The 22,870-nt window shown below is 59.5% G+C and carries 18 protein-coding genes and 1 tRNA gene; 7 read left to right on the top strand and 12 right to left on the bottom strand.

What is annotated here, in order from left to right; genetic code table 11:
- Positions 1-21 precede the first annotated feature (21 nt).
- The 3 genes from U4Y91_RS29175 to U4Y91_RS29185 all read right to left on the bottom strand — a co-directional run bounded on the left by U4Y91_RS29175 (position 22) and on the right by U4Y91_RS29185 (position 4,887).
- Positions 22-2,004: a DNA topoisomerase IV subunit B gene (locus tag U4Y91_RS29175; RefSeq protein ID WP_321807974.1), complete on the bottom strand. Its 1,983-nt coding sequence runs from the start codon at positions 2,002-2,004 to the stop codon at positions 22-24.
- Positions 2,005-2,277: 273 nt separating this feature from the next.
- Positions 2,278-4,263 carry an ATP-binding cassette domain-containing protein gene (locus U4Y91_RS29180; protein ID WP_321807975.1) on the bottom strand — a complete coding sequence of 662 codons (1,986 nt, stop codon included), beginning with the start codon at positions 4,261-4,263 and terminating at the stop codon, positions 2,278-2,280.
- A 216-nt stretch (positions 4,264-4,479) separates the two neighbouring features.
- Entirely contained in the window at positions 4,480-4,887 is a 408-nt protein-coding gene (locus U4Y91_RS29185) for a DUF4399 domain-containing protein (protein WP_321807976.1), read from the bottom strand.
- A gap of 198 nt (positions 4,888-5,085) precedes the next feature.
- On the opposite strand from U4Y91_RS29185, the gene U4Y91_RS29190 reads away from it, so the two are divergent.
- From U4Y91_RS29190 to U4Y91_RS29205, 4 genes are all read left to right on the top strand, one after another.
- Positions 5,086-5,268 (top strand): rubredoxin, encoded by a 183-nt coding sequence (locus U4Y91_RS29190; RefSeq protein ID WP_006478164.1) that lies wholly within the window; start codon positions 5,086-5,088, stop codon positions 5,266-5,268.
- 148 nt (positions 5,269-5,416) lie between these two features.
- Positions 5,417-5,491, top strand: a tRNA-Arg gene (locus tag U4Y91_RS29195).
- Positions 5,492-5,581: 90 nt separating this feature from the next.
- Positions 5,582-7,030 carry a tyrosine-type recombinase/integrase gene (locus U4Y91_RS29200; RefSeq protein ID WP_321807977.1) on the top strand — a complete coding sequence of 483 codons (1,449 nt, stop codon included), beginning with the start codon at positions 5,582-5,584 and terminating at the stop codon, positions 7,028-7,030.
- A gap of 348 nt (positions 7,031-7,378) precedes the next feature.
- Positions 7,379-8,296 (top strand): hypothetical protein, encoded by a 918-nt coding sequence (locus U4Y91_RS29205; protein WP_321807978.1) that lies wholly within the window; start codon positions 7,379-7,381, stop codon positions 8,294-8,296.
- An 81-nt stretch (positions 8,297-8,377) separates the two neighbouring features.
- Here the strand turns inward: U4Y91_RS29205 and U4Y91_RS29210 are convergent, their stop codons facing one another.
- The 3 genes from U4Y91_RS29210 to U4Y91_RS29220 all read right to left on the bottom strand — a co-directional run bounded on the left by U4Y91_RS29210 (position 8,378) and on the right by U4Y91_RS29220 (position 11,503).
- Positions 8,378-9,097, bottom strand: a complete 720-nt coding sequence (locus tag U4Y91_RS29210) for a hypothetical protein (RefSeq protein WP_321807979.1) — start codon at positions 9,095-9,097, stop codon at positions 8,378-8,380.
- A 279-nt stretch (positions 9,098-9,376) separates the two neighbouring features.
- Positions 9,377-9,742, bottom strand: coding sequence for a hypothetical protein (locus tag U4Y91_RS29215; protein ID WP_321807980.1), 366 nt, complete (start codon positions 9,740-9,742; stop codon positions 9,377-9,379).
- A 1,164-nt stretch (positions 9,743-10,906) separates the two neighbouring features.
- The gene (locus tag U4Y91_RS29220) at positions 10,907-11,503 is read right to left on the bottom strand and encodes a recombinase family protein (protein ID WP_321807981.1); all 597 of its coding nucleotides are present in this window, start codon (positions 11,501-11,503) and stop codon (positions 10,907-10,909) included.
- Between the two features lie 365 nt (positions 11,504-11,868).
- Between U4Y91_RS29220 and U4Y91_RS29225 the strand changes: the two genes are divergently transcribed.
- Together U4Y91_RS29225 and U4Y91_RS29230 are read left to right on the top strand one after the other, a co-directional pair.
- Positions 11,869-13,155 (top strand): DNA cytosine methyltransferase, encoded by a 1,287-nt coding sequence (locus U4Y91_RS29225; protein ID WP_321807982.1) that lies wholly within the window; start codon positions 11,869-11,871, stop codon positions 13,153-13,155.
- A complete protein-coding gene (locus U4Y91_RS29230; RefSeq protein ID WP_321807983.1) occupies positions 13,097-13,966 on the top strand; it encodes a Bpu10I family restriction endonuclease in 870 nt (289 codons plus the stop codon). Before U4Y91_RS29225 ends, U4Y91_RS29230 begins: the two co-directional genes overlap by 59 nt.
- 278 nt (positions 13,967-14,244) lie before the next feature.
- On the opposite strand, the gene U4Y91_RS36830 is transcribed toward U4Y91_RS29230, so the two are convergent.
- Entirely contained in the window at positions 14,245-14,733 is a 489-nt protein-coding gene (locus U4Y91_RS36830; protein WP_415750510.1) for an endonuclease VII domain-containing protein, read from the bottom strand.
- Positions 14,734-15,544: 811 nt separating this feature from the next.
- On the opposite strand from U4Y91_RS36830, the gene U4Y91_RS29235 reads away from it, so the two are divergent.
- Positions 15,545-16,732: a tyrosine-type recombinase/integrase gene (locus tag U4Y91_RS29235; RefSeq protein WP_321807984.1), complete on the top strand. Its 1,188-nt coding sequence runs from the start codon at positions 15,545-15,547 to the stop codon at positions 16,730-16,732.
- Positions 16,733-16,936: 204 nt separating this feature from the next.
- On the opposite strand, the gene U4Y91_RS29240 is transcribed toward U4Y91_RS29235, so the two are convergent.
- The 5 genes from U4Y91_RS29240 to U4Y91_RS29260 are packed head-to-tail and all read right to left on the bottom strand — an operon-like array spanning position 16,937 to position 22,870.
- The gene (locus U4Y91_RS29240) at positions 16,937-17,368 is read right to left on the bottom strand and encodes a hypothetical protein (protein WP_107338209.1); all 432 of its coding nucleotides are present in this window, start codon (positions 17,366-17,368) and stop codon (positions 16,937-16,939) included.
- Between the two features lie 50 nt (positions 17,369-17,418).
- Complete coding sequence (locus tag U4Y91_RS29245; RefSeq protein WP_321807985.1) at positions 17,419-18,633, bottom strand: hypothetical protein; 1,215 nt, start codon at positions 18,631-18,633, stop codon at positions 17,419-17,421.
- Positions 18,630-20,885, bottom strand: a complete 2,256-nt coding sequence (locus tag U4Y91_RS29250) for an argonaute/piwi family protein (RefSeq protein ID WP_321807986.1) — start codon at positions 20,883-20,885, stop codon at positions 18,630-18,632. Before U4Y91_RS29250 ends, U4Y91_RS29245 begins: the two co-directional genes overlap by 4 nt.
- Before the next feature lie 6 nt (positions 20,886-20,891).
- Positions 20,892-21,716, bottom strand: a complete 825-nt coding sequence (locus U4Y91_RS29255; RefSeq protein WP_107338212.1) for a S1 family peptidase — start codon at positions 21,714-21,716, stop codon at positions 20,892-20,894.
- 14 nt (positions 21,717-21,730) lie between these two features.
- Positions 21,731-22,870: a phosphoribosyltransferase gene (locus U4Y91_RS29260; protein ID WP_107338213.1), complete on the bottom strand. Its 1,140-nt coding sequence runs from the start codon at positions 22,868-22,870 to the stop codon at positions 21,731-21,733.

Below are 22,870 nucleotides of genomic sequence, written 5' to 3' on the forward strand. Positions count from 1 at the left end.
GTCATGCCCGGCCGCGCGGGTTTAGATGTCCGCTTCGACGTCGTTGCCCTTTTCCTCGAGCCAGCCGCGTCGCGCGGCTGCCTCGCCCTTGCCCATCAGCATCGTCATCCGCGCAACCGTCGCCTCGTAGTCGAGCTCGCCGAGCTTCACCGGCATCAGGCGGCGCGTGTCGGGATTCATCGTCGTGTCCCACAGCTGCTCCGCGCTCATTTCGCCGAGCCCCTTGAAGCGGCTGATGCTCCACTGCGTTTCGCGCATGCCGTCCTTGCGCAGCTTGTCGAGAATCGCTTCCAGTTCGCCCTCGTCGAGCGCATAGTGCTTCTGCGCAGCCTTCTTGCCGCGCGCTGGCGCATCGACGCGGAACAGCGGCGGCCGCGCGACGCACACGTGACCGCGCTCGATCAGCTGCGGGAAATGCTTGAAGAACAGCGTGAGCAGCAGCACCTGGATGTGCGAGCCGTCGACGTCCGCGTCCGACAGGATGCAGATCTTGCCGTAGCGCAGGTTCGACAGGTCGACGGTGTCGTCCGGGCTGTGCGGATCGACGCCGATCGCGACCGAGATGTCGTGCACCTCGTTGTTCGCGAACAGGCGGTCGCGCTCGGTTTCCCACGTATTCAGCACCTTGCCGCGCAGCGGTAGGATCGCTTGGTATTCCTTGTCGCGGCCCATCTTCGCGGAACCGCCCGCCGAGTCGCCCTCGACGAGGAACAGTTCGTTGCGCGCGATGTCTTCGGTCTCGCAATCGGTCAGCTTGCCCGGCAGCACCGCGACGCCCGAGCTCTTGCGCTTCTCGACCTTCTGGCCCGCGCGCGTGCGCGCCTGAGCCTGCTTGATCACCAGTTCGGCGAGCTTCTTGCCGTGCTCGACGTGCTGGTTCAGCCACAGTTCGAGCGCCGGGCGCGAGAACGACGACACGAGCTTCACCGCGTCGCGGCTGTTCAGGCGTTCCTTGATCTGCCCCTGGAACTGCGGATCGAGCACCTTCGCGGACAGCACGAACGACACGCGCGCGAACACGTCTTCCGCGAGCAGTTTCACGCCCTTCGGCTGCAGGTTGTGCAGTTCGACGAAGCTCTTCACCGCCTGGTAGAGGCCGTCGCGCAGGCCCGACTCGTGCGTGCCGCCGGCCGGCGTCGGGATCAGGTTCACGTACGACTCGCGCACGAGCGAGCCTTCCTCGCTCCATGCGACGACCCACGACGCGCCCTCGCCTTCGGCGAAGGTGTCGTCGGTCGAACGCGCATCGGCGAAACGCTCGCCCTCGAACAGCGGGATCAGCAGCTCGCTGCCGGTCATTTCGTCGAGCAGGTAGCCGCGCAGGCCGTCCTCGTACTTCCACACCTGGCGCTCTCCGGTCTTCTCGTTGACGAGCACGACCTCGACGCCCGGCAGCAGCACGGCCTTCGAGCGCAGCAGACGCTGCAGCTCGCCGAGCGGCAGGTTCGGCGAATCGAAATACTTCGGATTCGGCCACACCTGCACGCGCGTGCCGGATTTCTTCTCGCCGCGGCCCGCGCCTTGCGTCGCGAGCGGCTTCACGACGTCGCCGTCGGCGAAGCCGAGTTCGGCGATCTTGCCGTCGCGCCAGACCGTCACGTCGAGACGCGTCGCGAGCGCGTTCGTCACCGACACACCGACACCGTGCAGGCCGCCCGAGAACGTATACGCGCCGCCGGCGGCCTTGTCGAACTTGCCGCCTGCGTGCAGGCGCGTGAACACGATCTCGACGACCGGCACGCCCTCTTCGGGATGCATCCCGAACGGGATGCCGCGGCCGTCGTCCTCGACCGACACCGACTGGTCGGCGTGCAGCGTGACCGTGATCTGCTTGCCGTAGCCGCCGAGTGCCTCGTCGGACGCGTTGTCGATGACTTCCTGGATGATGTGCAGCGGATTTTCGGTACGGGTGTACATGCCGGGCCGCTGCTTGACCGGCTCGAGGCCCTTGAGCACCTTGATCGATGCTTCGCTATAGGCCGCGCTGGGCTTCTTCGTTGACATAGGCGCTGAATTTCGTCATTCATCGGGACGTTGTCCACACCTCGTGTGGATAACGTCGTGGACAAAACGTTGAGTTCCGTAAAAAAGCGAATCGAAACAACGGTGTGCTTGGACTGCTCCGAAAGCGGGCGCGCGGCGTGCGCCGAGCGACCCTGGACGCGCGGTATTTTACTGGTTCCGCGTGGCGCGCCGTCGCAAGATCGTCGCACGGCGCTGCCGGCCGCCCGGCCGGCGATCCGATGCGCCGGGCCGCCATGCGCCGCGCGCGGTGCGTCAGACCGGCTTGCGTTTTGCCTCGAGCGTCTCCCACCGCTCGAGCGCGGCGAGGAGCTCGTCGTCGATCGCCGCGAACCGCTCGGTCAGGCGCGTGCCTTCCTGCGGATCCTTCGCGAAGATCGAACCATCTTCGAGCTGCGCGTTGATCGTCTTCTGTTCTTCCTCGAGCGCCGCGATCTTCTCCGGCAGCGCATCGAGTTCGCGCTGCTCGTTGAACGACAGCTTCACCGTGCGCTGCGCGTTGCGGCCGGCCGCGCCTTTCGCCGCGTCTTCCTTGACCGGCGCCGCTTCCTTCACCGCGCGCTTCGCCGCCTCCTGCTGCGCGAGCTGCTGCGAACGCTCGCTCTGGATCTGCCAGTCGGTGAAGCCGCCGACGTATTCGCGCCACTTGCCGTCGCCCTCGGCCGCGATCACCGACGTCACGACGTTGTCGAGGAACGCGCGATCGTGGCTGACGAGCAGCACCGTGCCGTCGTAGTCGGCCAGCAGCTCTTCGAGCAGTTCGAGCGTCGGGATGTCGAGGTCGTTGGTCGGTTCGTCGAGCACCAGCACGTTGGCCGGACGCGCGAACAGGCGCGCGAGCAGCAGTCGGTTGCGCTCGCCGCCCGACAGCGACTTCACCGGCGAGCGCGCGCGCTCCGGCGCGAACAGGAAGTCGCCGAGATAGCTCATCACGTGCTTGCGCACGCCGCCGATCTCGACCCATTCGCTACCGGGGCTGATGGTGTCGGCCAGGCTCTTTTCCTGGTCGAGCTGCGCGCGCATCTGGTCGAAATACGCGACCTGCAGGTTCGTGCCGGTGCGCACCGTGCCCACGTCGGGCTTCAGCTCGCCGAGGATCAGCTTGAGCAGCGTGGTCTTGCCGGCGCCGTTCGGGCCGACGAAGCCGATCTTGTCGCCGCGCATCACCGTCGTCGAGATGGAGTCGACGACCGTGCGGTCGCCGTAGCGCTTCGTCACGTCCGTCAGTTCCGCGACGATCTTGCCCGACTTCTCGCCCTGCGCGACGTCGAGCTTCACGTTGCCCTGCGAATTGCGGCGCTCCGCGCGCTCGTTGCGCATCTGCACGAGCCGCGCGATGCGGCCGACGCTGCGCGTGCGGCGCGCCTCGACGCCCTTGCGGATCCACACTTCTTCCTGCGCGAGCAGCTTGTCGAATTTCTCGTTTTCCACGCGCTCGACTTCGAGCTGCTGCGCCTTGCGCGTCTGGTACGCGGAGAAATTGCCCGGATACGACAGCAGCCGACCGCGATCGAGCTCGACGATGCGGGTCGCGACGCGATCGAGGAACGCGCGATCGTGCGTGATGAACAACAGGCCCGCACGCTGCGCGACCAGCAGTTCTTCCAGCCAGCGGATGCCGTCGAAGTCGAGGTGGTTGGTCGGTTCGTCGAGCAGCAGCACGTCGGGCTGCAGCACCAGCGCGCGCGCCAGCGCGACGCGCTTCTGCATCCCGCCCGACAATGCGTCGACCTGCGCGTCGCCGTCCGTCAGGCCGATCTGCGCGAGCGTCATCGATACGCGCGTGCGCCAGTTCCATGCGTCGTGCGCATCGAGCGACGACTGCAGCGCGTTCATCCGCGCGAGCAGCGCGTCGTGTTCGGCGCCTTCCGGTGTTTCCGCGAGGCGATGCGCGATCGAATCGTATTCTTCGAGCACTTCGCGCGTGTGCGTGAGCCCCGATGCCACGGCGTCGAACACGGTCGCGCCGGGTTCGAATTCGGGCTCCTGCGGCACATAGACGGTCACGAGCTCCTGCTGACGCGTGATCAGCCCGTCATCAGGCTTCGCCAGCGCGGCGACGATCTTCAGCAGCGACGACTTGCCCGCGCCGTTGCGACCGATCAGGCCGACGCGCTCGCCGGCCTCCAGCGAGAAGTCCGCGTGATCGAGCAACGCGACGTGACCGAACGCGAGTTGCGCGCCGGTAATGGAATAAAGCGACATGGGGAGACGGCGAAGAGAGAAATCGGAAGCGCCCATTGTACCGGTGGCGGACGCCTGCGCCGGGATGGCCGGATGGACTAGGCCGGCGGGCGAATCATTTTGTGCTGCGTTCGTGCTGCATTTGTGCTGCGGCGGCATGACGGCGCGCGCTCGGCGGACGGGCCGGCATCGCGCGCGTCGACGTCACGCGGGGCCGGCGGCGGGCATCCGGCCGCAGCTTCCCGGCCGGGCGCCCGCAGACGGAATGCGCGATTACTTCACGTTGACCGTGATCGTCGAGCTCAGCTCGGGACCGTACGAGCGGTGCGCGCCTTCGCCGAGCTGCAGCGTCAGCGTGTGCTGGCCGGGCGGCAGTTTCAGGTCGGTTTCAGTCTGGCCCTTGCCGAAGTGCAGCGAATGGTCGGTGGCGGGGATCACGTCGCCCTTCGGCACCGGCTTGCCGTCGACCAGCAGGTGATGGTGGCCCGTATCCGGCGTCATGTCGCCGGCCGGCTTGAGTTCCATCCCTTCAAGGCCGAACTTCACGTGCACGGGGCTCGACACCGTCGCGCCATCCTTCGGCTCGGCGAAGTACACGCGCGCCTCGGCACGTGCAAACGTCGACGCGGCCAGCGCCGCGACACAAACCACACCCGCGATCCATTTCTTCTTGTTGAGCATCGTTTTTCTCCTTCAGATTGAAAGGCTCACGAAGCATACACTGCGTGCCCGGCACGCGTGATGACGATCTTTGTTCGCGATGCGTACGTTTAAAACGACGTTGCGGAGGTGTTCGGCGAAATTCCGGTACCATTGCGCCTTTCGTCCGCCGGCCACGCCGCGGACGGCGTCACCGACTTTCATCATCCCGAGCGCCACATGAGCGAAGTAACCGAATACCAGAGCTGGGTCTGCCTGATTTGCGGGTGGGTCTACAACGAAGCGGAAGGCCTGCCCGACGAGGGCATCCCCGCCGGCACCCGTTTCGCCGACATTCCCGCCGACTGGCGCTGCCCGCTGTGCGACGTGGGCAAGGAAGATTTCGTCGTCGTCGATTTCTGATTCCGCTGTTTCGGACACGACCGGGCGCGCGCGGCGCGTATCGGCACGCATTCCGTCCGCCGACGCGCGTCGCGTTTGCTATACTCTGCGCGCTGTCCACATCGCCGTCCCGGTCGCGTCTTCTGCACGCGATATCGCGGACATGGCTCTCCCCGTAGTTCAATGGATAGAACAAGCGCCTCCTAAGCGCTAGATACAGGTTCGATTCCTGTCGGGGGGACCAAAGATCCTCCAGCAAAGCCTTATCCGGCTTACCTGACGGGCTTTCCAGGTCGTTTGTAGGTACTACATTGGTTGCTACAATGGGTACTACATGTCCTTGCTGCGTCTCTCCTCTATCGTCTCCGTGAAGCTCAAATACACTCGGCCCAAGACGGGTAGCTCCCTGCTGCTCTTCAAGCGCCGGATCCCTGACGACATCAAGCCGTTGCTCCCTGCTGGATCCAAGTACGCGGGTAAAGCGCACTACGTGGTCTCGTTACAGACTTCCGACCCACGGGTCGCAGCGCCAAAGGTCGCCAAGTTGGTCAAGGAGACTGACGAAGATTGGGAGCGCTTGCGCAATCCCACTCGGACGGGGGATCTACAGGAAGCTCGGGAATTGCTAGTGCGGTACGGCATCGACCCGGCCAACCTTGAAGAAACCCCCGAGGGAGCCCTGTGGGCCTTTGAGGACCTCTTAGAGGCACAGGTCCCTCGGTCGGTCCTGGAGAGCGAGCACGTCACGAACGGCCGACAACTAGACCAATACCTGTCGCCGGTCCACGCTGCCGCTTTCCAGATGGTGCAAGGACGCCTCAAGGTCACCCTTGCCGACTGCCTCGACCAGTACATCAAGGCCCGTCCGGATACGGAAACGGACGCCCGACTGGTCTTTGGCTACCTCGTCGCTTTCCTCGGGGAACGCTCGGGTATGCCTGCCGCGAGTGTTGAGGGCCGCGATACGCGGAGCATCAGACGGTCAGATGTAAATGCATTCGTGGCGTGGTTGCTCGCTGGTAAGCATTCCAGGGCTGGAAAACCGATACGCACCACTACCGTTGAGCGCTACCTACGAACGCTCACAGCCGCGTTTAATCTGGCAATCCGGGAAAATGAGTTAGGCGGCGACAACGTGTTCTCCAATGTCGAGATTCCTAAGGCGGGCACGGACGTGGAGAAGCGGGAGACATTCACCGTCGACCAGTATCGGCACCTCTACCGCGCTATCGACAACCACACGGCCACGAAAGGCCCCGATCAGCTCCGCTGCATTCTGACGCTGGTAGCCGAGACCGGTGCCAGATTGGCTGAGATTGTCGGTCTAGCTGCTGCTGACGTGCGACTGAGTGCTGCGGTCCCCCACTTGGACCTATGTATACATCCGTGGCGGTCGTTTAAGACCGGGCTGGTGTCGGTGCGGCAGGTCCCGCTGACGCCTCGGGCCCTGGAGGCCGTACAGGTAGCGCTGCGGCTCGCTGGCAACTCTCCTTTCCTGTTCCCGGCGTACACCAGTGCCGACCGGTGCAAGGCCGACTCGGTGAGTGCGTCGCTGGTCAAGTGGATTCGCGGTCGGGAGGGCTTGACCGAAACCAAGTTGGGGAACCATTCGCTCCGTCACGGCATGGAAGACCTGCTCCGCGCCGTTGGTTGCCCCGCGACGATCCGAGACCAGATAATCGGCCACAAGACCCCAGGCATGGGCGCGAACTACGGAGAAGGCTACCCGCTGGAAGTACGGGCGGAGTGGCTCGCGAAAGCTATAGCACCAGTCCATGCGTAGCGCTGCCCAATTCACGCCTCGCGGCACGCCTTGGGGAACTCCGTGAAGCGATTGATGGCGGCGCGGTCTCGACCGTCAATACCGCGTTGCGCGAGCTATTCGCCTCGGTGGTGGTCGATTACCGGGCCGGAGAACTGGCCATGCGGGCGCACAGCGGGGCCTCGGTGTCTGTCATGTACCAATGGATCGAATAAGGCCACAAAACCCCCGGCACGGGTGGTACGCTACCGCGAGGGTTATCCGCTCGAGATGCTGGCGGAGTATGTGGGGAAGACCGCCACGCTTTGATATTATTCAAAGGCACACCACACTTTACCCGTAGCAAACATGGAATCAGCAGAAATAAACATGAGCAATGTGGAAATCGCAGAAAAAGCGGGGGTTGAAATAAAAGAGGAGATCAATGCAAAAGCGGATACCGAATTAAAATCAGAAAGCGCAGCAAAAGAAAAATACAAAATTGAGCAGAGATCGCGATTAGAGAAAATAATTGTTGGCGGCAAAGATATTTCCGGAAATACAATCTCAAACATCTACTCCAGAGGTGACGAATATGTCATCTACGAGATTTCTGGCGTTAGCGAACCGGAGTCATTCAGAGTCATTGTAGACACCGAGATCGAGTCCGATCCGGCTGGCCTCATTAAGAGATTTGAAGCCATCAAGAGCGAGTTGGTTGATTTTCGCTCAATCTTATATAAAGGCGTTCATGATAAATCTGTAAAGCATCGCGCCGCCAATGCAGTCTCAACGGCCATTCGAGGCGATATAGAGAAAGCAAAGGAAATATTCGGAAAGATAACTGAGCAGGTTACAAATGAATATCAATCCATCCTAGTCGGCCGTCTCTTGTATCTATCAGGCGCTCTTGGCTTGTTGTGTGGTGCGCTGCTTGCCTCGTTGGTCGCATATTACTTCAGGCAGAGTCAATTTGTGGCCCACATCTCCGCGCTGAAATCGCTTCTTTATGCAGCAACCTTCTCTGGTTGCGGTGGCTTACTTTCGGTAAGCATTAATTTTCGGGATATTCAATTTGAACGAGAGCTGAAGCCCCACTCCTACCTAATATATGGAGCACAGCGCATCATGCTGGCGGGCCTCTGCGGCATATTTACATATATGCTAATAAAAAGTGGGATATTGTTTTCATTTCTTATGAAATCCGACAACCCCTTCATCGCCTTAATGACCGTGTGTGCGGCTGCAGGGTTCAGCGAAACGCTCATCCCTAATGCTCTAAGGAATTTGGAAAACAAAAGCGATTAGGCATCGTTGTGAGGCACTCCGGCGGAGTTCGCTGAGGTACGAAGTCGCCCGGAGTAGCCTCGGACATCTCATGTAAGCCGTTTAGAACCTCGGGACCCCTCGGTGCTGCTGCGGCTCCCGGTCCAGCTCCTTTCGCCGTTGCGCCTGCTTAGGCGTTGCCGCTGCTATCGCGGCTTCGTCCTTGTTACGAAACTCTCCGATACCCACTCCCCGTAGGACCAACACCGTGCGTAGGGGTGTGTCGCTGCCCCCGATTCGGATACAGAAGTCATACCAAGGGTTTCCCGCTGGGGTGGTCTGCCGTTGCCGATATTGGTAGTTGCGACCATCGATAGAGATGCCGTCCGCGAAGAACGTCGTCTTAACCTCGGTCGTCACGGCCTCCAATGCCTCCGGGGTGTCGACACGGACACGGTCTCGGACGATACGCTTAATATCCGTTCCCTTTACCAGTGACGTGGATGCGTATCCGTACCGGAGCAGGACGTCGGATGCATAGGAGCGTTGGAGGTTGCTGAGAGTTTTCGATAGGAGTTTCGGATTGAAACCGCTTTTCCCGCTCCGGGTTTCGATGACGGAGACCAGCTCCGCGTTGGATTTCTCTGCGAGCGATGGGTCTTCGCATAGCGCCTCGGCCAGCTTGGTCGGCCAGTCCGGGAACTGGCTTACTGGGACCACGGATCCCCGTGCTACCAGGGCAACCCCTTGCGCTGCTGCGGTGTCTGTCAAGTTCCGCAGGAATTCATCGGTCTGCGCCCGGGCTTTCTGGATCGTGTCGAGATCGAAGGATGTGCTTTGCATGTTTGTAAAAGGTGATGGACGGTGAGTGATTTGTGCGTGCGTTGCTCACCTCACCCTCATAAGGGGGTAGATTCCACGTAATTCTGGTAACCCCCTACCAGACCAACGGAAGACACCGGAGTACCCAAGGTACGCAGGGCTGGTCCTATAAGGGTGACGACAACGGAATAAACAAAACAGGGTTGAGTAAGGTGAGAGTTAGGGAAGCTCGGGAGTTGCCACCAGCGGTGGTCGATCCCGAGGCAGAGCAAATGACCTGGACCTGTCTCGGGGTTGTGGTTAGGCTGCGGTGGTTTGGATGTAGATCGTGTGCTGGCGGGCAATCTGGGCTTGGGTCTCCTTGACGGTCGCGTCTCGGCCATGCCCATACCGACGAACGAGCAATTCGACCCGCGCCCACTCCTGCTCAGTCAACTCAGGGTCCCAAGCGCCTCCGGGGAATGCGTTGGCAGGGCGCTGCTCGCGGAAGTTGTCGGGATCGAAGTAGGATCGCTTCTCGCGATTCAGCGCTTTCGGGATCGCTTGCACGTTGCTCACCGTAAGCAGGCCGACGGCGACCCATTTACCCTGGAAATTCTTCGCTTTCTTCGGGGTTACGTGGTCAATTTCAAAACCTGCTGGGCACTCGGCGTACAGCTTGCGCAAGGCTTCGCGTTCGCCCGGGTAGCTAGCGGGGAATGCCGTGGCCTCTGCGGCAGCTTTCCAGGCTTTCGCCGCTGCCTCCTCTCGGGCATATCCTCGCAGGTGCGGTCGGGTCGCGTAGGCCTCCCGGTTCCTGGCGTTGAGGGCTTCGACGCGCTCCGGGTCCTGGTACAGTTTGACGTGGGCCGTGCGCCTGTACGCCTTTCGTCTTGCCTGCCCCTCAGGGGTAGCGCGGGCACGCGCCTCTGACGCACGGTTGCTCCTGTTGGATATCTCGCGCCCCTCGGGAGTTGCTCGCCACCGCTTGTGTCGCTCGTACTTGCAGGCTATGCACTTGGCGTCGCTCGTGTGATGCGGGGTCTCGGTTCCGCAAGCCTTGCAATGGCCGATGAATTGGTCGTCCCCGCGCTCACGCGCTGCTGCCGCTATTGCTTTCTTCGTCATTGTCGCCATTCTTGTTCGCGCTTCCCTGTCGCCGCATAAATCTCCTAGGTATCCTAAATGATTAACCGGCTTTGGTATCGGTGATCGTGGTCGGATTAAAGTCATAAAAACAGGTGGTTGCCGTAAGGCCGCCGTCCCGTCAAGGGCTCAACGATACGATGCGTACGAGGTGCTAGGGAATAGTTACTGGCGAGGATATTTTTTTTGCGGGATAGCGTTGCAGCGGGGGGCACTTGTGCATCCGGGGTCGCCCGTGATTCGCCTTTGGGTCCCACGTAACTGATTCATATGCGGTTGCATTAGATAGTTTATCTAGTGCGGCCTTTTGGAAAATGTCAACGAATAGCCGACTGAATGTCGAAAAGTGTCGTACGGAAACCACAATAAGTATTACCACCAGCATTACCAGGCGGGCGCACTGCCCAATGCAAAACGGCCCCGAAGGGTCGCTAGGTGTTCGCTGGTCTTCACGGGCATTCGCCCGCTTCGCTTGTCGAAGCTTGACGCTTCTCCGTCGCTGCTAGTCCTCAATCACATATGCGATGTCTTCCGACCACTCGGCCTCATTCCCCGCGTCAATCACATAGCAAATATCTTCGCTCTCGCAGCCTGCTGCTGCCGCGTCAATGATGGTGAAAAGGTTCGTGTCCGTTCGTTCTTGCTTCTTTGGTTGGTGGTGGTGTGTGGGGGGCCTCTGCGGCCCCGGGTTGATTTAAGCGGTCTTCAGGCGAGGCTAGCGCCTCTCGGGAACTGTCGACGGGCGCGGCTGACGGTGGCTTCGCTAACCCCCAGCTCCTCCGCAGCCTTAGCGATGCTGCCTAGCTCCCACGAACGCGCCGCAATGGCCTCCGCGTCGTGCTGGACTGGGCGACCAAGGCTGGCCTTGCCCCTGTGAGTCTTCCCAGTGGCCGCAAGCGCCTGTTTGGCGGTCTCCCGGCCTGCGTCCGTGCGAGCAATGATGCGGTTGCGCTCCATCTGGGCAAGCTGGGCCAGAAGGGTCAACACAAGCTCTCCAGCGTCCCCGGCAATCGGACCCAGGCCATGCACATCGACAATCACGCCCTTGGCGCGGAGATCGCGAACCGTGGTCTGTACGTCAATCGAATCACGGCCCAGGCGGTCGACCGCGTACACATGGAGCGTATCGCCCTCGCGGAGATAGTCGGCGCACGCCTTAAACCCCGGGCGTTCCATCGCTGCGACCGTACCGCTCACACCGTTATCCGAGAACTCCTTGTCGAACGGCCCGCCCAGCGCAGCGCGTTGGGATTCGATGCTTTGGTCTCGCGTGGAGACGCGGAAATAAGCGATGCGTGCCATGGTCTCTGGTCTGCTACCTCTGTCATATGTTGGATCCGATTATGACAGCACCATCATAATTTCGCAACAGGAGTTTTGACATACCATGGCGCATGCTTTTAAGGGCCTGTCAGAACTAACAAGTTGCGACAGAGCACTCGACGCGTACAAGGCGCTTGAACGAATAGCGCGAGAAATAGACAAGAGTGCGACCGGCCGTAGTGGACCAGACGACGCACCAAGCGTTTTAGGAGGCGAGCCAGCGGCGTCGCACCCCTCAAAAATGTTCATCGACGGTTTGCTCTGTCCCCTTGAGAATGGGAGTCGCATGCACGCGGCGAATCAAGGATAATTGCCCCTCAAATTCGACACGTAACGGAACCAGAATGACGAAATCCCGCCCCAACGCCAAGCTCCGCGTCCTAGACACATTCGCAGGGGCTGGTGGCTTCAGCTTGGGTTTTGAGATGGCTGGTTGCGAGGTGGTCGGGGCCGTCGAAATGGACTCGTGGGCAACTGACACCTTCAAGCACAATCACCCGGACGCTGTGGTCATGCGAGCGGACATTTCGAAGGTGTCGGACGATGAATTTGCCTCCACTTTCGGCGGCGTCAACCCTGACATCGTCATCGGCGGGCCGCCCTGCCAAGGGTTCTCGATTGCCAATCGAAATGCTGGTGACCCCAAAGACCCAAGAAACTCACTATTTCAGGATTTCGTGCGGGTCGGGCGGATATTCTCTCCTACCTTCATGGTGATGGAGAATGTGCCCAATCTGCTCGCAGCAAAAACCAATGACGGAAAGCGTGTAATTGACATTATTACCGAATCGCTGAGTGAGTTGGGTTATCACGTTTACTCGAAAGTTTTGCAGGCCACTGATTTTGGCGTGCCGCAGATTCGTTCGCGCTTGTTTGTAATTGCTTCTTCAATTCCACTTGCGCAGCCCTTTCCCGACCCAACGCATTCTTTGCCCACTAGCGTGGCCGAGGGAGACCTCTTTAGTGGTAGCCTTCCCCAATGTCCGACGCTCTGGGATGCAATATCTGACCTTCCGGAGCTGCGTGCGAGCGAAGGAGGCGAAGAGTTGGAATATACCTCGCCACCGCAGACCGAATACCAACGGATGCTTCGCCAGGACTGCAAGACCTTGTTCAATCATAAGGCGATGAACCATACGCCACGAATGGTTGAACGTTTTTCTCATATGGAATGGGGGCAATCTGGCAACGATGTTCCAGAACACCTGAAACCGAGAAAGCGAAACAGCACTGAAATTGCGACGTCGGCATTTGACCAAAACAATCGACGGATGTATCCGCATCGTCCTTGTCACACGGTGCCCGCATCGTTTTACGCTAATTTCGTCCATCCCTATCAGCATCGGAATTTCACTGCGCGGGAAGGTGCAAGAATTCAATCCTTCCCTGATAATTTTCGATTTTTGGGGAAGCCGACCGTTGTTAGTCACAAACTACTGGCGCGGGAAGGTCGTGAGGAGGAAAAATTCCTTTGCCAGTATAATCAGATAGGGAATGCTGTCCCCCCGCTGCTGGCGCGGGCGGTGGCAAAAAATCTTCTATCTCACCTGAAGGAATACGAAGAGGCAGTCAATGCACGTTCACGGAAACAACCTCGAACAGAAAGAGAATCACTTAACGAAGTATCGTGATGAGGAGTCCCGCCGCTTTCTCGGGGAGATTCGCACCAGGTATGATGCCTGGAAAGCGGCCAACTTTGCATTGGTCGGTCCCTCTCGGGATAAGACCGATGCCGATAACGATATAATTGCCCAACGCGTCGCGCTGTTCAATGATTATAAAGACTTCATTGACCAACAGCATTACGCCGAGAAATTCGATTCTCGCTCGAATTTACACTCCTCAGTTCTCGAGGAGTTTATGTACTACCTCTTCAAGGATCTTGTTGCGTCAATTTCCAATTCCGCAATGATTGGGAAGTCTCACACCTTTAAGGATTTGTTTTTTACAGCAAATAGCTATCAAGATATGCTGACCACGCCCACAGTTCTCGTGGAGCGGAAGGACCACGATTTTGCGATCGGCGTTCACATAGAAGCAACCTTTCGCGCCTCAGGCCAACCGCAACAAGAATGGAACACGTGGGATCTACCGGCTGTTGCGGTGGAGTGCAAAACCTATCTGGATAAAACGATGCTCCAAGATGCCTCGACGGCATCAGAAATCATTAAGCATCGCAACCCCAATGCACTGTACATTGTCGTGGCAGAGTGGCTCAAGCTAACGGAAGCGGTTAATCTGAGGAAATTTAAGATTGACCAAATCTACGTTCTGCGCAAACAGAGGAATACTGATCGGGAGTTTCGGTACAGAGATGGTTATGTAAAAAATCCCGTTTATCCGGATGTTATCGTTCACTTGTTTAATGAAGTCCGCGATTTTTTGACAAAATCGTGGGAGGGCGGCGTGGCGCACGGATTACAGCGTGGCATCTTGCTATAGATAAGGCTCGGCCCGCTTGGGGTTTCGCGACGAAAGAGGCGGACCGAATTAGATAGAGGACTGAAAGTGGTCCACTCACAACCGCCCGTAGACGAGCTCGCTGCCACCGCCTAGCTGCCGTGGACAGCCCGCGCTACGTCACGGTTCCGGCTTGACCACCCCGGCTCCTCGCGACGCTCTGCCTACGACCTGACGCGCCCTTGCGGGCTTGCCCCTGGTAGATGCAAAGTCCATTACGACTCCGACTCCGACTCTGCGTCGTCAGCTCACTTCGCGATTCAGCGCGGGCGCTGCGCTTTGGCCCGCTTGGGCCGACGCCCTTTCGAGGTAGTCTCTACGCCTTTCAGATAGCCAATAGCCTTCCGTAGCACGCCGACGTCGTCCTGCAGAAGCCCCAGGGCACGGTTGCAGTTGTGACACAGAAGCCCACGTATGCGGCCTGTCTTGTGGCAATGGTCAACCACCAACTTCAGCTTGTGGTGCCCCGCCATGACAAATCCCTCGCCGCTACACAACGCGCAGACTCCCTTCTGCTCCGCAAGCATCGACAGGTAGTGATCGTAGTCAATTCCGTAGGTACGCCTGAGGTACGCAGAGGTCCACGCATGGTCAGAGCACTCTTGCGAACAATAGAGGTTGCTCGGAGCCTTCGGCGTGAACACTGTGCTACAGCAGCGGCAGGGTTTCGGATTGAAATATCTTTGGGGGTACTTAGTAGCGTCTGCGGTCTGCTCTTCCCAACGTCTATTCGCGCTTCTGTACAACATGGTTTTGTACAGTTTTGTCCGTCGTGGCACGGTATCGCCTACTAGAGGTTTTCACCGTTTTCGCAGCACGTTAATCGAGGGGCTCACCTCCCTAGTCATCCTAGCATTTGGATGAGTTCGACATTTCTGGATGCGGGGAAATTTATCTGCGCCGGTCGGCGCTGCGACTGGAAGATGAGGGAGCGAGACCGTGGTACCCCCCGTGCGACGGTTTTGAAGCCTTTCAAAAATCTCGGTAAAGCCTTCGCCGCCGTTGTTGTTGTTCGACCTTGTGAGTGGGAGTTCCCGTCTGGAATTTTTTGGTTAATGCTTCCGCAAGGTACCCCCTATAGACCACCGGGGAGCTCCGCAGAACAGGGGGGCTGTGCTTCCCAAAGGGGTGACTTGGGGTGGGGCCCGGGTCCGGATTCGATTCCCTGCCTCGCACCCATACGATGGGACCTTGTCAGATGCGCGGCTTCATGTGGGAATTCGTGGCAAACGGGTGCAACAATTGCGCCCCCCGAGGTGCTACATTGCCTTCGCGGGACCCCCCCAAGTTTTCCTTGGTATTTGGCTGGAACCCTTGCTAGGATTGAGAATCCGCCCTACAGTCGACCCAGAATAAAACCCCGGCTTTTCGACAATCGAACCCTGTCGGGGGGACCAATCTTCCATCTCATGTGATCCCCAGAATTCCGACAAACCCGTGATAGCATAAGGCTCACCGGGTTTTTCAATTCCGTATACGTCCCATGACGTACTGCGACAGCCGGGGGTATTTGGGGGTATCTCTCGGGGTATCCAAGATACCCCTTGGAGGGATACCCCCATGCCCTTGACCGACAAAGCCGTCAAGAACGCGAAAGCTGGCGACAAGCCTGTGAAGTTGTTCGACGGCGGCGGAATGTTCCTGCTCGTTACCCCGGCCGGTCAGCGCTACTGGCGGCTCAAATATCGCGTCAACGGCAAGGAAAAGTTGCTGGCACTCGGCGTGTACCCGGACGTTTCACTAGCAGTCGCACGCAAAAAGCGGGACGAGGCTCGGGAAAAGCTTGCGGCGGGTATCGATCCCAATGAAGCAAAGAGAGAAGTCAAACGAACGGCGCGCATCGCAGCCGCTAGTTCGTTCGAGGCAGTTGCGCGCGAGTGGTTCGACAATCAGCGCGCAGGATGGACCGAGACCTACGCTGAGAAAGTCATCCACTCGCTGGAGATCGATGCATTCCCGAAGATCGGCTCACGCCCCATCTCCAGCATCGAAGCGCCGGAAATGCTGGAGATCATCCGCGCAATCGAAGCACGGGGCGTCCGGGAAACCGCCAAGCGACTGTTGCAGCGTTCGCGCGCCGTATTCCAGTACGCCATCATGACTGGCCGTTGCACCCGCAACCCGTCTGCTGACATCGATGCGGAAACGATCTTAAAAAAGGGGCCGGGCGTGCAGCACATGGCCAGGGTCAAGCCGTTGGAGATCCCACAGCTCATGCGCGACATCGCCGCGTACCCAGGTGAGCCAGTTACCCGGCTGGCGCTAGAATTAATGGCCCTTACCTTTGTCCGCACGAAGGAAATGATTCGCGCTCAATGGGCCGAGTTCGACGAGGCTGCAGCAGAGTGGCGAGTCCCGCCCGAGAGAATGAAGATGCGGGACCCACATATTGTCCCGCTGTCACGGCAATCGCTGGTGGTGTTAGAGCAACTCCGGCAGATCAATGGCGACCGGCCACACGTGTTCTATAGCGTACATGGCCGTGCACCGATCTCGAACAACACCATGTTATTCGCGCTTTACCGCATGGGCTACAAATCGCGCATGACAGGACATGGCTTCCGTGGACTCGCCGCCACGATGTTACGTGAACTAGGGTACAGCCGGGACGTCGTAGATCGTCAGCTCGCGCATGCGGAGCGCAATCAGGTAACAGCAGCCTACGTTCATGCCGAATACTTACCTGAACGACGCAGCATGATGCAGCATTGGGCTGATCATCTCGATAAACTCAAAGCTGGCTTGTAAGTATCGCCCCCTCTTCATCACCGCATCGGCTAAATCAGAGCCATTGCCATTACCGCTAGAAGCCCCTTCATCGAGATGGCGCGGGTTTGCGCGGCATCGGCTCATCATCAATCGACTTGCAGGATACCGGAGAAATTCCCAACCGTCAGCCGACGTAAGCGCACGCAGGCGAGCACCATCCGGCAGCTGAGACTTGGAGCGCGTCTAGGGATGCTCCCCCGATTGCTCGGCGTCCCAAAAGCGCTGCATCGCTTCGAAGGCTTTTCGCTCAACGTCCTGGATTCGTGTCAAAGCATCAGGCTCGGGTACGGGCCGAAAGCTTGACGACAGCTGTTCAACGTCACGTCGAGCGGTCAGCCAAGCCTGCAGCAAAGGCTGCCACTGCCGATCCCAGTGGCCGAAGGGCCGTGAGTCAGGTGATGACACTTTGCGTAGCGCCTGATGCATGACGGCTCCGGCGGTCCGCGTCGGGTCGTCCCATTTGACCGGAACGCTCCAGCCGGCGTCGCGGACGCCACTGGTGCTTCGAAGGTCAGAGCCCACCATGCGAACAGGTGCGCCCACGACGGTTCCGAATCCGAAGAGCTTGTGATCAATGCGATCACCCTCCTCAAGTGGGCAGTTCGAACTACTCATTTTGGTATCCTCTCTTCATGCAATTTCATTGGCTTTGTGTTGGGCACTGCTCAAACCATAAACGCCGGTTGAGCGATAACGACCGGGCTGACCACATCGCGAATCTCACTGAGTCCCGCAATAAGCAGGTCGTATTGCTCGGTGCGTCGTCCTTGGTCCCAGATGATCGGAAGCACTTTGCGATAAGGGCTGCCACGCTTCAGGTAAAGGCTCACGTCTTCACCAATCTGCGAAATCAGGTCCTGCGGCGTGCTGTTGTTTCGCCAATACTTGACCTCGATCACCAGGTGCAGCGACAGGACTACCAAGTCTGCCCGCGGCTTCTTTTGCCCCACCGACGCAAGCCACTCTTCATCACGCAGATCGGGCAACACTGGCGCAAGCACCGCGCACAGAAGATTCTGAAAGTGGTATTCGTTTTCAACCGCCCACTTTTGCGCGGTCGAGTTCGGTGTCTTCTTCTGTTCGTCCCAGGTCCACCGACGCAACCCGGATGGGAGCCGGCGAAGTAGCAGTCCGACATCGTCTAGGTTCGGTGCGCGCAGATCGATCTGTGCCGCGCCCTGGGCGAGGTAGTGAAACGCTGCCAGGTCCAAGGCCGCCTGTTCGGGGTCGTCATAGACAACCGATTTGATGCGGCCAAGCAATTGCGACGCAAAGTCGTTATCGACCGCCGGCGAAGCATCTGCCAAGCGACGTGCGACGTAGATAGCCGCGCCCGCGGTGGCGGGCACCACCGTCAGTTCGCCGTTCAATCCCACCTCGGCCCGCGTCTTGATCATGGACAGCAGTTCATGGCGCCAGCCGGCTTCCGCCGGCAACAGCGGCTGCAGCTTTGCATAGAGCGTCGCGAACCATGCTCCGAATTTCGGCCACCGCACATCATCGGCTGTGGCCAACAAACCCACCAGAACGCCGGTATGTGCTAACGGCTGCATCAGGCTAACGAGAGCCGTTTGGGAATCGCCACTACGCCCCGTCAACCAGTCCACGCCCTGCGCAAATGAATCGCGGCATTCGTCACTCAACGTCGGATCGATGCTTAGCAGGAACCCCAAAGCCGCCACGGCATGAATCGACCGGCCACCGCCGGAAATCTCTTCGCACAGCTCCCGCGCCATCGCGGCGCTCTGCTGGGTGGACAACCCTTCGGCGAGCACCCAGTGATAAAAGGCGATCGACAGCGGGCCCGCAGTCGTCAGTGTCTCGGCCTGGCCCGCTACTGCACGCAGCGCCTCCTGCAGCATCGGATTGCCGGCGCTCATAGAAACCACCGCGTTGTGCCGATCTTGCCGAGCATCACACTCGGACTCCACCGGCTACCCAAACGATCAAGCCGCCCTAAGAGGCCCGCGACAAGGTCGGAGTAGTAGATGGTGACCGGCATCGCCGCCGGCAGGAAGCTACGCCAGGAATGGTTCGAAAACCAATACACCTGCTTGGTGAGATAGATGATGTCCGTGAACGTCGAATCGCGATGCAGGCTTAGCAGTAGCGGTTTGGGTAAACCATCCGTCGGGCGCTTGAGCTGCTGGGGCCCCGTCAACGTCAACAACGTCTCGTTGTGCCCGACTTCCGCAAAGAGGCCTCGAACCGGCGTCTTCTCTCCCCTACCCTTGGTCCCGATGGAATCATCGTCAAACAGCAGATACGGATGGTCCTGTTTGACGTGCAGGAAGGCGAACTGCAGATCGAACTCAGAGAACTCCTTCAACGCTGCCTTGACCGATTCGACCTCCGTATTGCGCATCGGCTTGAACGCATGAACGATCACACGTACCGAATCGCCCTTGATCCAGTTCATCTCGTTGCGCACGCGCAGAAGAGTTGCCTGCAATGATTCGGTCAGGGCCTCGCCGTACTTCGACATGGGAACGGCGTTCGACAGATTCGACAGCAGATAGCCGCCGTCGCCGCGAAAGACGCTGGTAATGCCGACAATTCTTTCTTTCCTGGAAAAGCGGGATTCGCCAATCGCGGCGCTGCCCAGGCCGATGACCACCTCGTGTGCGATGCCCTTGTCCGACTTGATCAGCCAAGGAATGCCGCCGAGCTTGGCATAGACCGCAAGGGCGAGATTGCTGAGGGTGTAGGCGAGACTGGCCGGTGCCATCGAGAACGTCTCGAACGCTACGAACTGCGTGGGGATCTGGTTGGAGAGAAACGCCGCCTTGGCCACCAGATACGGATTCTTCTGCGGCGCCAACTGGCGTGAATCCCGCTCGGTCTGCACCAAGGCCAGATGCCAGGGCATACCCTCGGCGCCCATCCGGACTGCTTTGGAAGCAGCCGCATGGTAGGCGTCGGCCGTGAACGCATCCGCCTCCACGAACGTCAGGTTGATGTCCTGCAGTCCGTAGATGCCGAGAAACCCTCGACCGAATGGCAATGACTTGCCGTCAACCGACAGGCCGTCCCGAAACTTCCGAAGGAACAGTTCAAATTGACCACGCCGCGCGCGGTCGCAGATCACGCAGACATTCGGTCGTGTGGGCGTGAAGACGTGCCGGCTGTAGGGGCCGAACTTGCTTAGACCAACCGCTGCCCGCGACTCCGACTTGAGCGTGCCGGCGTCGAAAACATAGGTCGGCGTCGTGCCCTCGGTGAAACGGGGGAAGTTCTGCGCGTCTTTCTCGCTCAGCAGGTTGCCGATGCCAACGCTGAGACCTTCTTGCAGCTCGATCTCGCCGAGGCCGCGGAGCCAGTCCGAAATGCGGGCAATGTGCTCCATACGCGCACGCCCTCTGCTGTTCTCGAACACGATCTCATCGATCTTGCCCTGCACCCTGCCCGACGTGTTCCGCGTGACGTGTTGCAGCAGGTGCCGAAGATTCTCAGGTGAGGCCTCCAGGTACAGCTCGTCGAGTGGAAGCAACTCCTCCACATTCTGAAACCGCTCGGACAGGCGCGCGTGGCCGTCCGTGATGGCCCCGACTCGGCCCACCAGCCGGCGATAAGGCAGCATGCGCACATCTTCGACCGGCACCAGGCGCTCGACCGTCAACCCTTCCAGCCGAACGCCTCGCCCATGCAAGACGGCAAGACTGGTTGCGCAGGTCTTCTGTATCTCAATGTCCCACAAAAGACCGAGTGGTTCTGCGTCCGGCAGCTTTAGCGAGCGAATCGCGATCAAGACGCGCGACTGCAGATGAAGATGCCGGTCGGCTTCGGTGAAGCCCGTCGGCAAGGTGCGACCAACCGTGGTAATCGGGTTATAGCGCGCCACCAGTCGTCGATTGGAACTGAGCAACGTCACGAGACGTTGTTCGAGCAGCGGACGAATGAGCGAAGCGTTCTCAACTACCGAAACAACCTTCTCTTCGCCAATAGGCGTAGCGCCCAATGCAAGCGGCAGCGCCACGATCTGATCCGAGCGACGGGTGACGGCGTAGTGCGCGCGGTGCTCGTCACGCAATTCCCGGAATTGCTGCGCGTCCTTGAACGGCAAGGTCTGCAGCCGAATGGCATCGCCGCGCACCCGCAACGGCGTGAAATTGAGCTGCAGCTGTCGTCCCATAAGCCGTCACATCCTCTTGTGTTGTCGGATCAGCATCCGAATTTTTAGGATTGATTTCTCGATGAACCACATCCTGCGCATCCGCCAGGACGGCTTCCCGAAGCCGTTGTCGATCCCACCAATAAGCGCTTCGACAATCTGGCGGTTCTTGCCAGGATAGATGCCGTTTTCGTGCAACATGACCAGTAGCGGCTCAATCGAGACGGCGCTGGAATAACCAGTCTCCGCGTCCTTGCCGTCCATCACGAGCGCTTCGACAAGCACCCCCAGCAAAAAGCCATATTCACTCAATACGGGGCCGCCGCTAAAACCGCCCCTGGCAGGACACGAGACAATGAAATGCGGGTGCGGTCCACTGTATTTGTCCACCACCGCGTTGACCTCTCCTTCCGACGCCAGGAGCACAGCGTGCTGCGAAAACGGAATCGGCGGATATCCCATGAGTAGCACTTTCGATAGCACTAACTCGTCGCCGATCCAGTCATCCAGATGCCCACCGATCTCGATATGGTCCGTTTGTACAAAGCCTTTCGGTGAGCCATGAATCGTCGTCATATGCAGGTAGTGCGACAGATCCAGATCGGTCTTCATCAAGGCCAGATCGATGCGATCGTCCTTGTTGAAGATCACCGACTGCACGGTCAATGGCACTGACGCATACTCGGACACCACTTCCTGCACGACACCATCGCGCAGCACATGGGCCGCCGTGACAAGCCAGCCTTCACCAATGTGGAAGGCGGTGCCGGTACTCAAATCGCCAATCGGCGTCTGCACCGTGATACGCGCCAAGGCTGGCTTATAGCTTTGGAATAGCGCCCGCAGGTCCATAACCGTCAGCCTGGTTACGGGATCAAGGTCAGCAAAACCTGCTGAGCGACGCCACTGGTGGCGCCGGGGAACCACCCCGGCGCGGCCACGGTGAAGCCGCCGGCGACGACCGGCTGATACGGATCGGTCGTGATGTCGATCTCGTAGTAACGCAACTGATTGCCAAACTTCCCCAGCGCAACACCCGTCACTGAGGCGGCACCGGCTTTGCGCAAGAAGGCCGCGGCAACGCCAAACGACACCCCGTAGGTCGTGCAGTCATCCACGACGATCACATGCTTTCCGACCAATCGTCCGCTCTGTTTGTAGAACGGGTTCAGATGAACGGTCAGAATTTGGCCGGTCGGATCGGTTCGATCACCGCCACCGCCCGCCGAGCGCTTCGGCGAAGGGGTGTGACGGATGAACAGCGGCTCATCCCGCTTGGAGAAGCGAACGCGGGAAACCGTCGTCCGCAAGCGATGCGTGAAATCGCTGAGGATCTCGTCATCGTCGTTCGCACTCTTCGACGACGGATAGACGCCCCATACCAGTCCATCCAGTTCGTTCACTTTTTCCATGAGCAGCGAACGCGAGGTGACGGCCAGCAAGGCATTCAGTCTCCCGCCGCCACCTTTGACGGTGGCGGTCAGCCGCTGCGCAAACAGTTGCTGCGTGACGTCCTTGCCAAGGCCGGACAAGTCGCTGAGCGCACGCACGCGATAGCGGCCGGCGTCGCCTGCATACCACCACTGTCCCGACCAGCCGGCCGTCAGGTTGATGATCTCTTGCAGCTGCGCGGCATTGTCCACGCGAATGCCCAGTGAGGCGACCTGCGGTGCTGCCGACCATCCGGCTGCCACGAGAATCGCACCGCCGTTCTTGCCCATCTGGACGTCTTCGTCCTTTGCCGCGAGAACCAGCGCATCGAAGGGATTGAGCGCAAACTTCTTGGCGTTCTGCGACACGATCTCGCCCGATTGCCGCCCTCGACTTTGCAGGAACTGAACGCCGCTGGTGCCAAACGCACCGTTGAACCAGGCCGGTTCCCCATGATTGGAAATCAAGCCCACGGGATTGCCCGCCGCCTTGGCGTTGATCAACACCTGGGCGAGTTGCGGGTCGGGCTGGCCATTACGCAGGACGGCGTCCGGAGAGGTCATGACGATCAGCAT

The organism is Burkholderia sp. BCC1993 (genome assembly GCF_905339865.1).
In the GTDB taxonomy this organism is placed as follows: domain Bacteria; phylum Pseudomonadota; class Gammaproteobacteria; order Burkholderiales; family Burkholderiaceae; genus Burkholderia.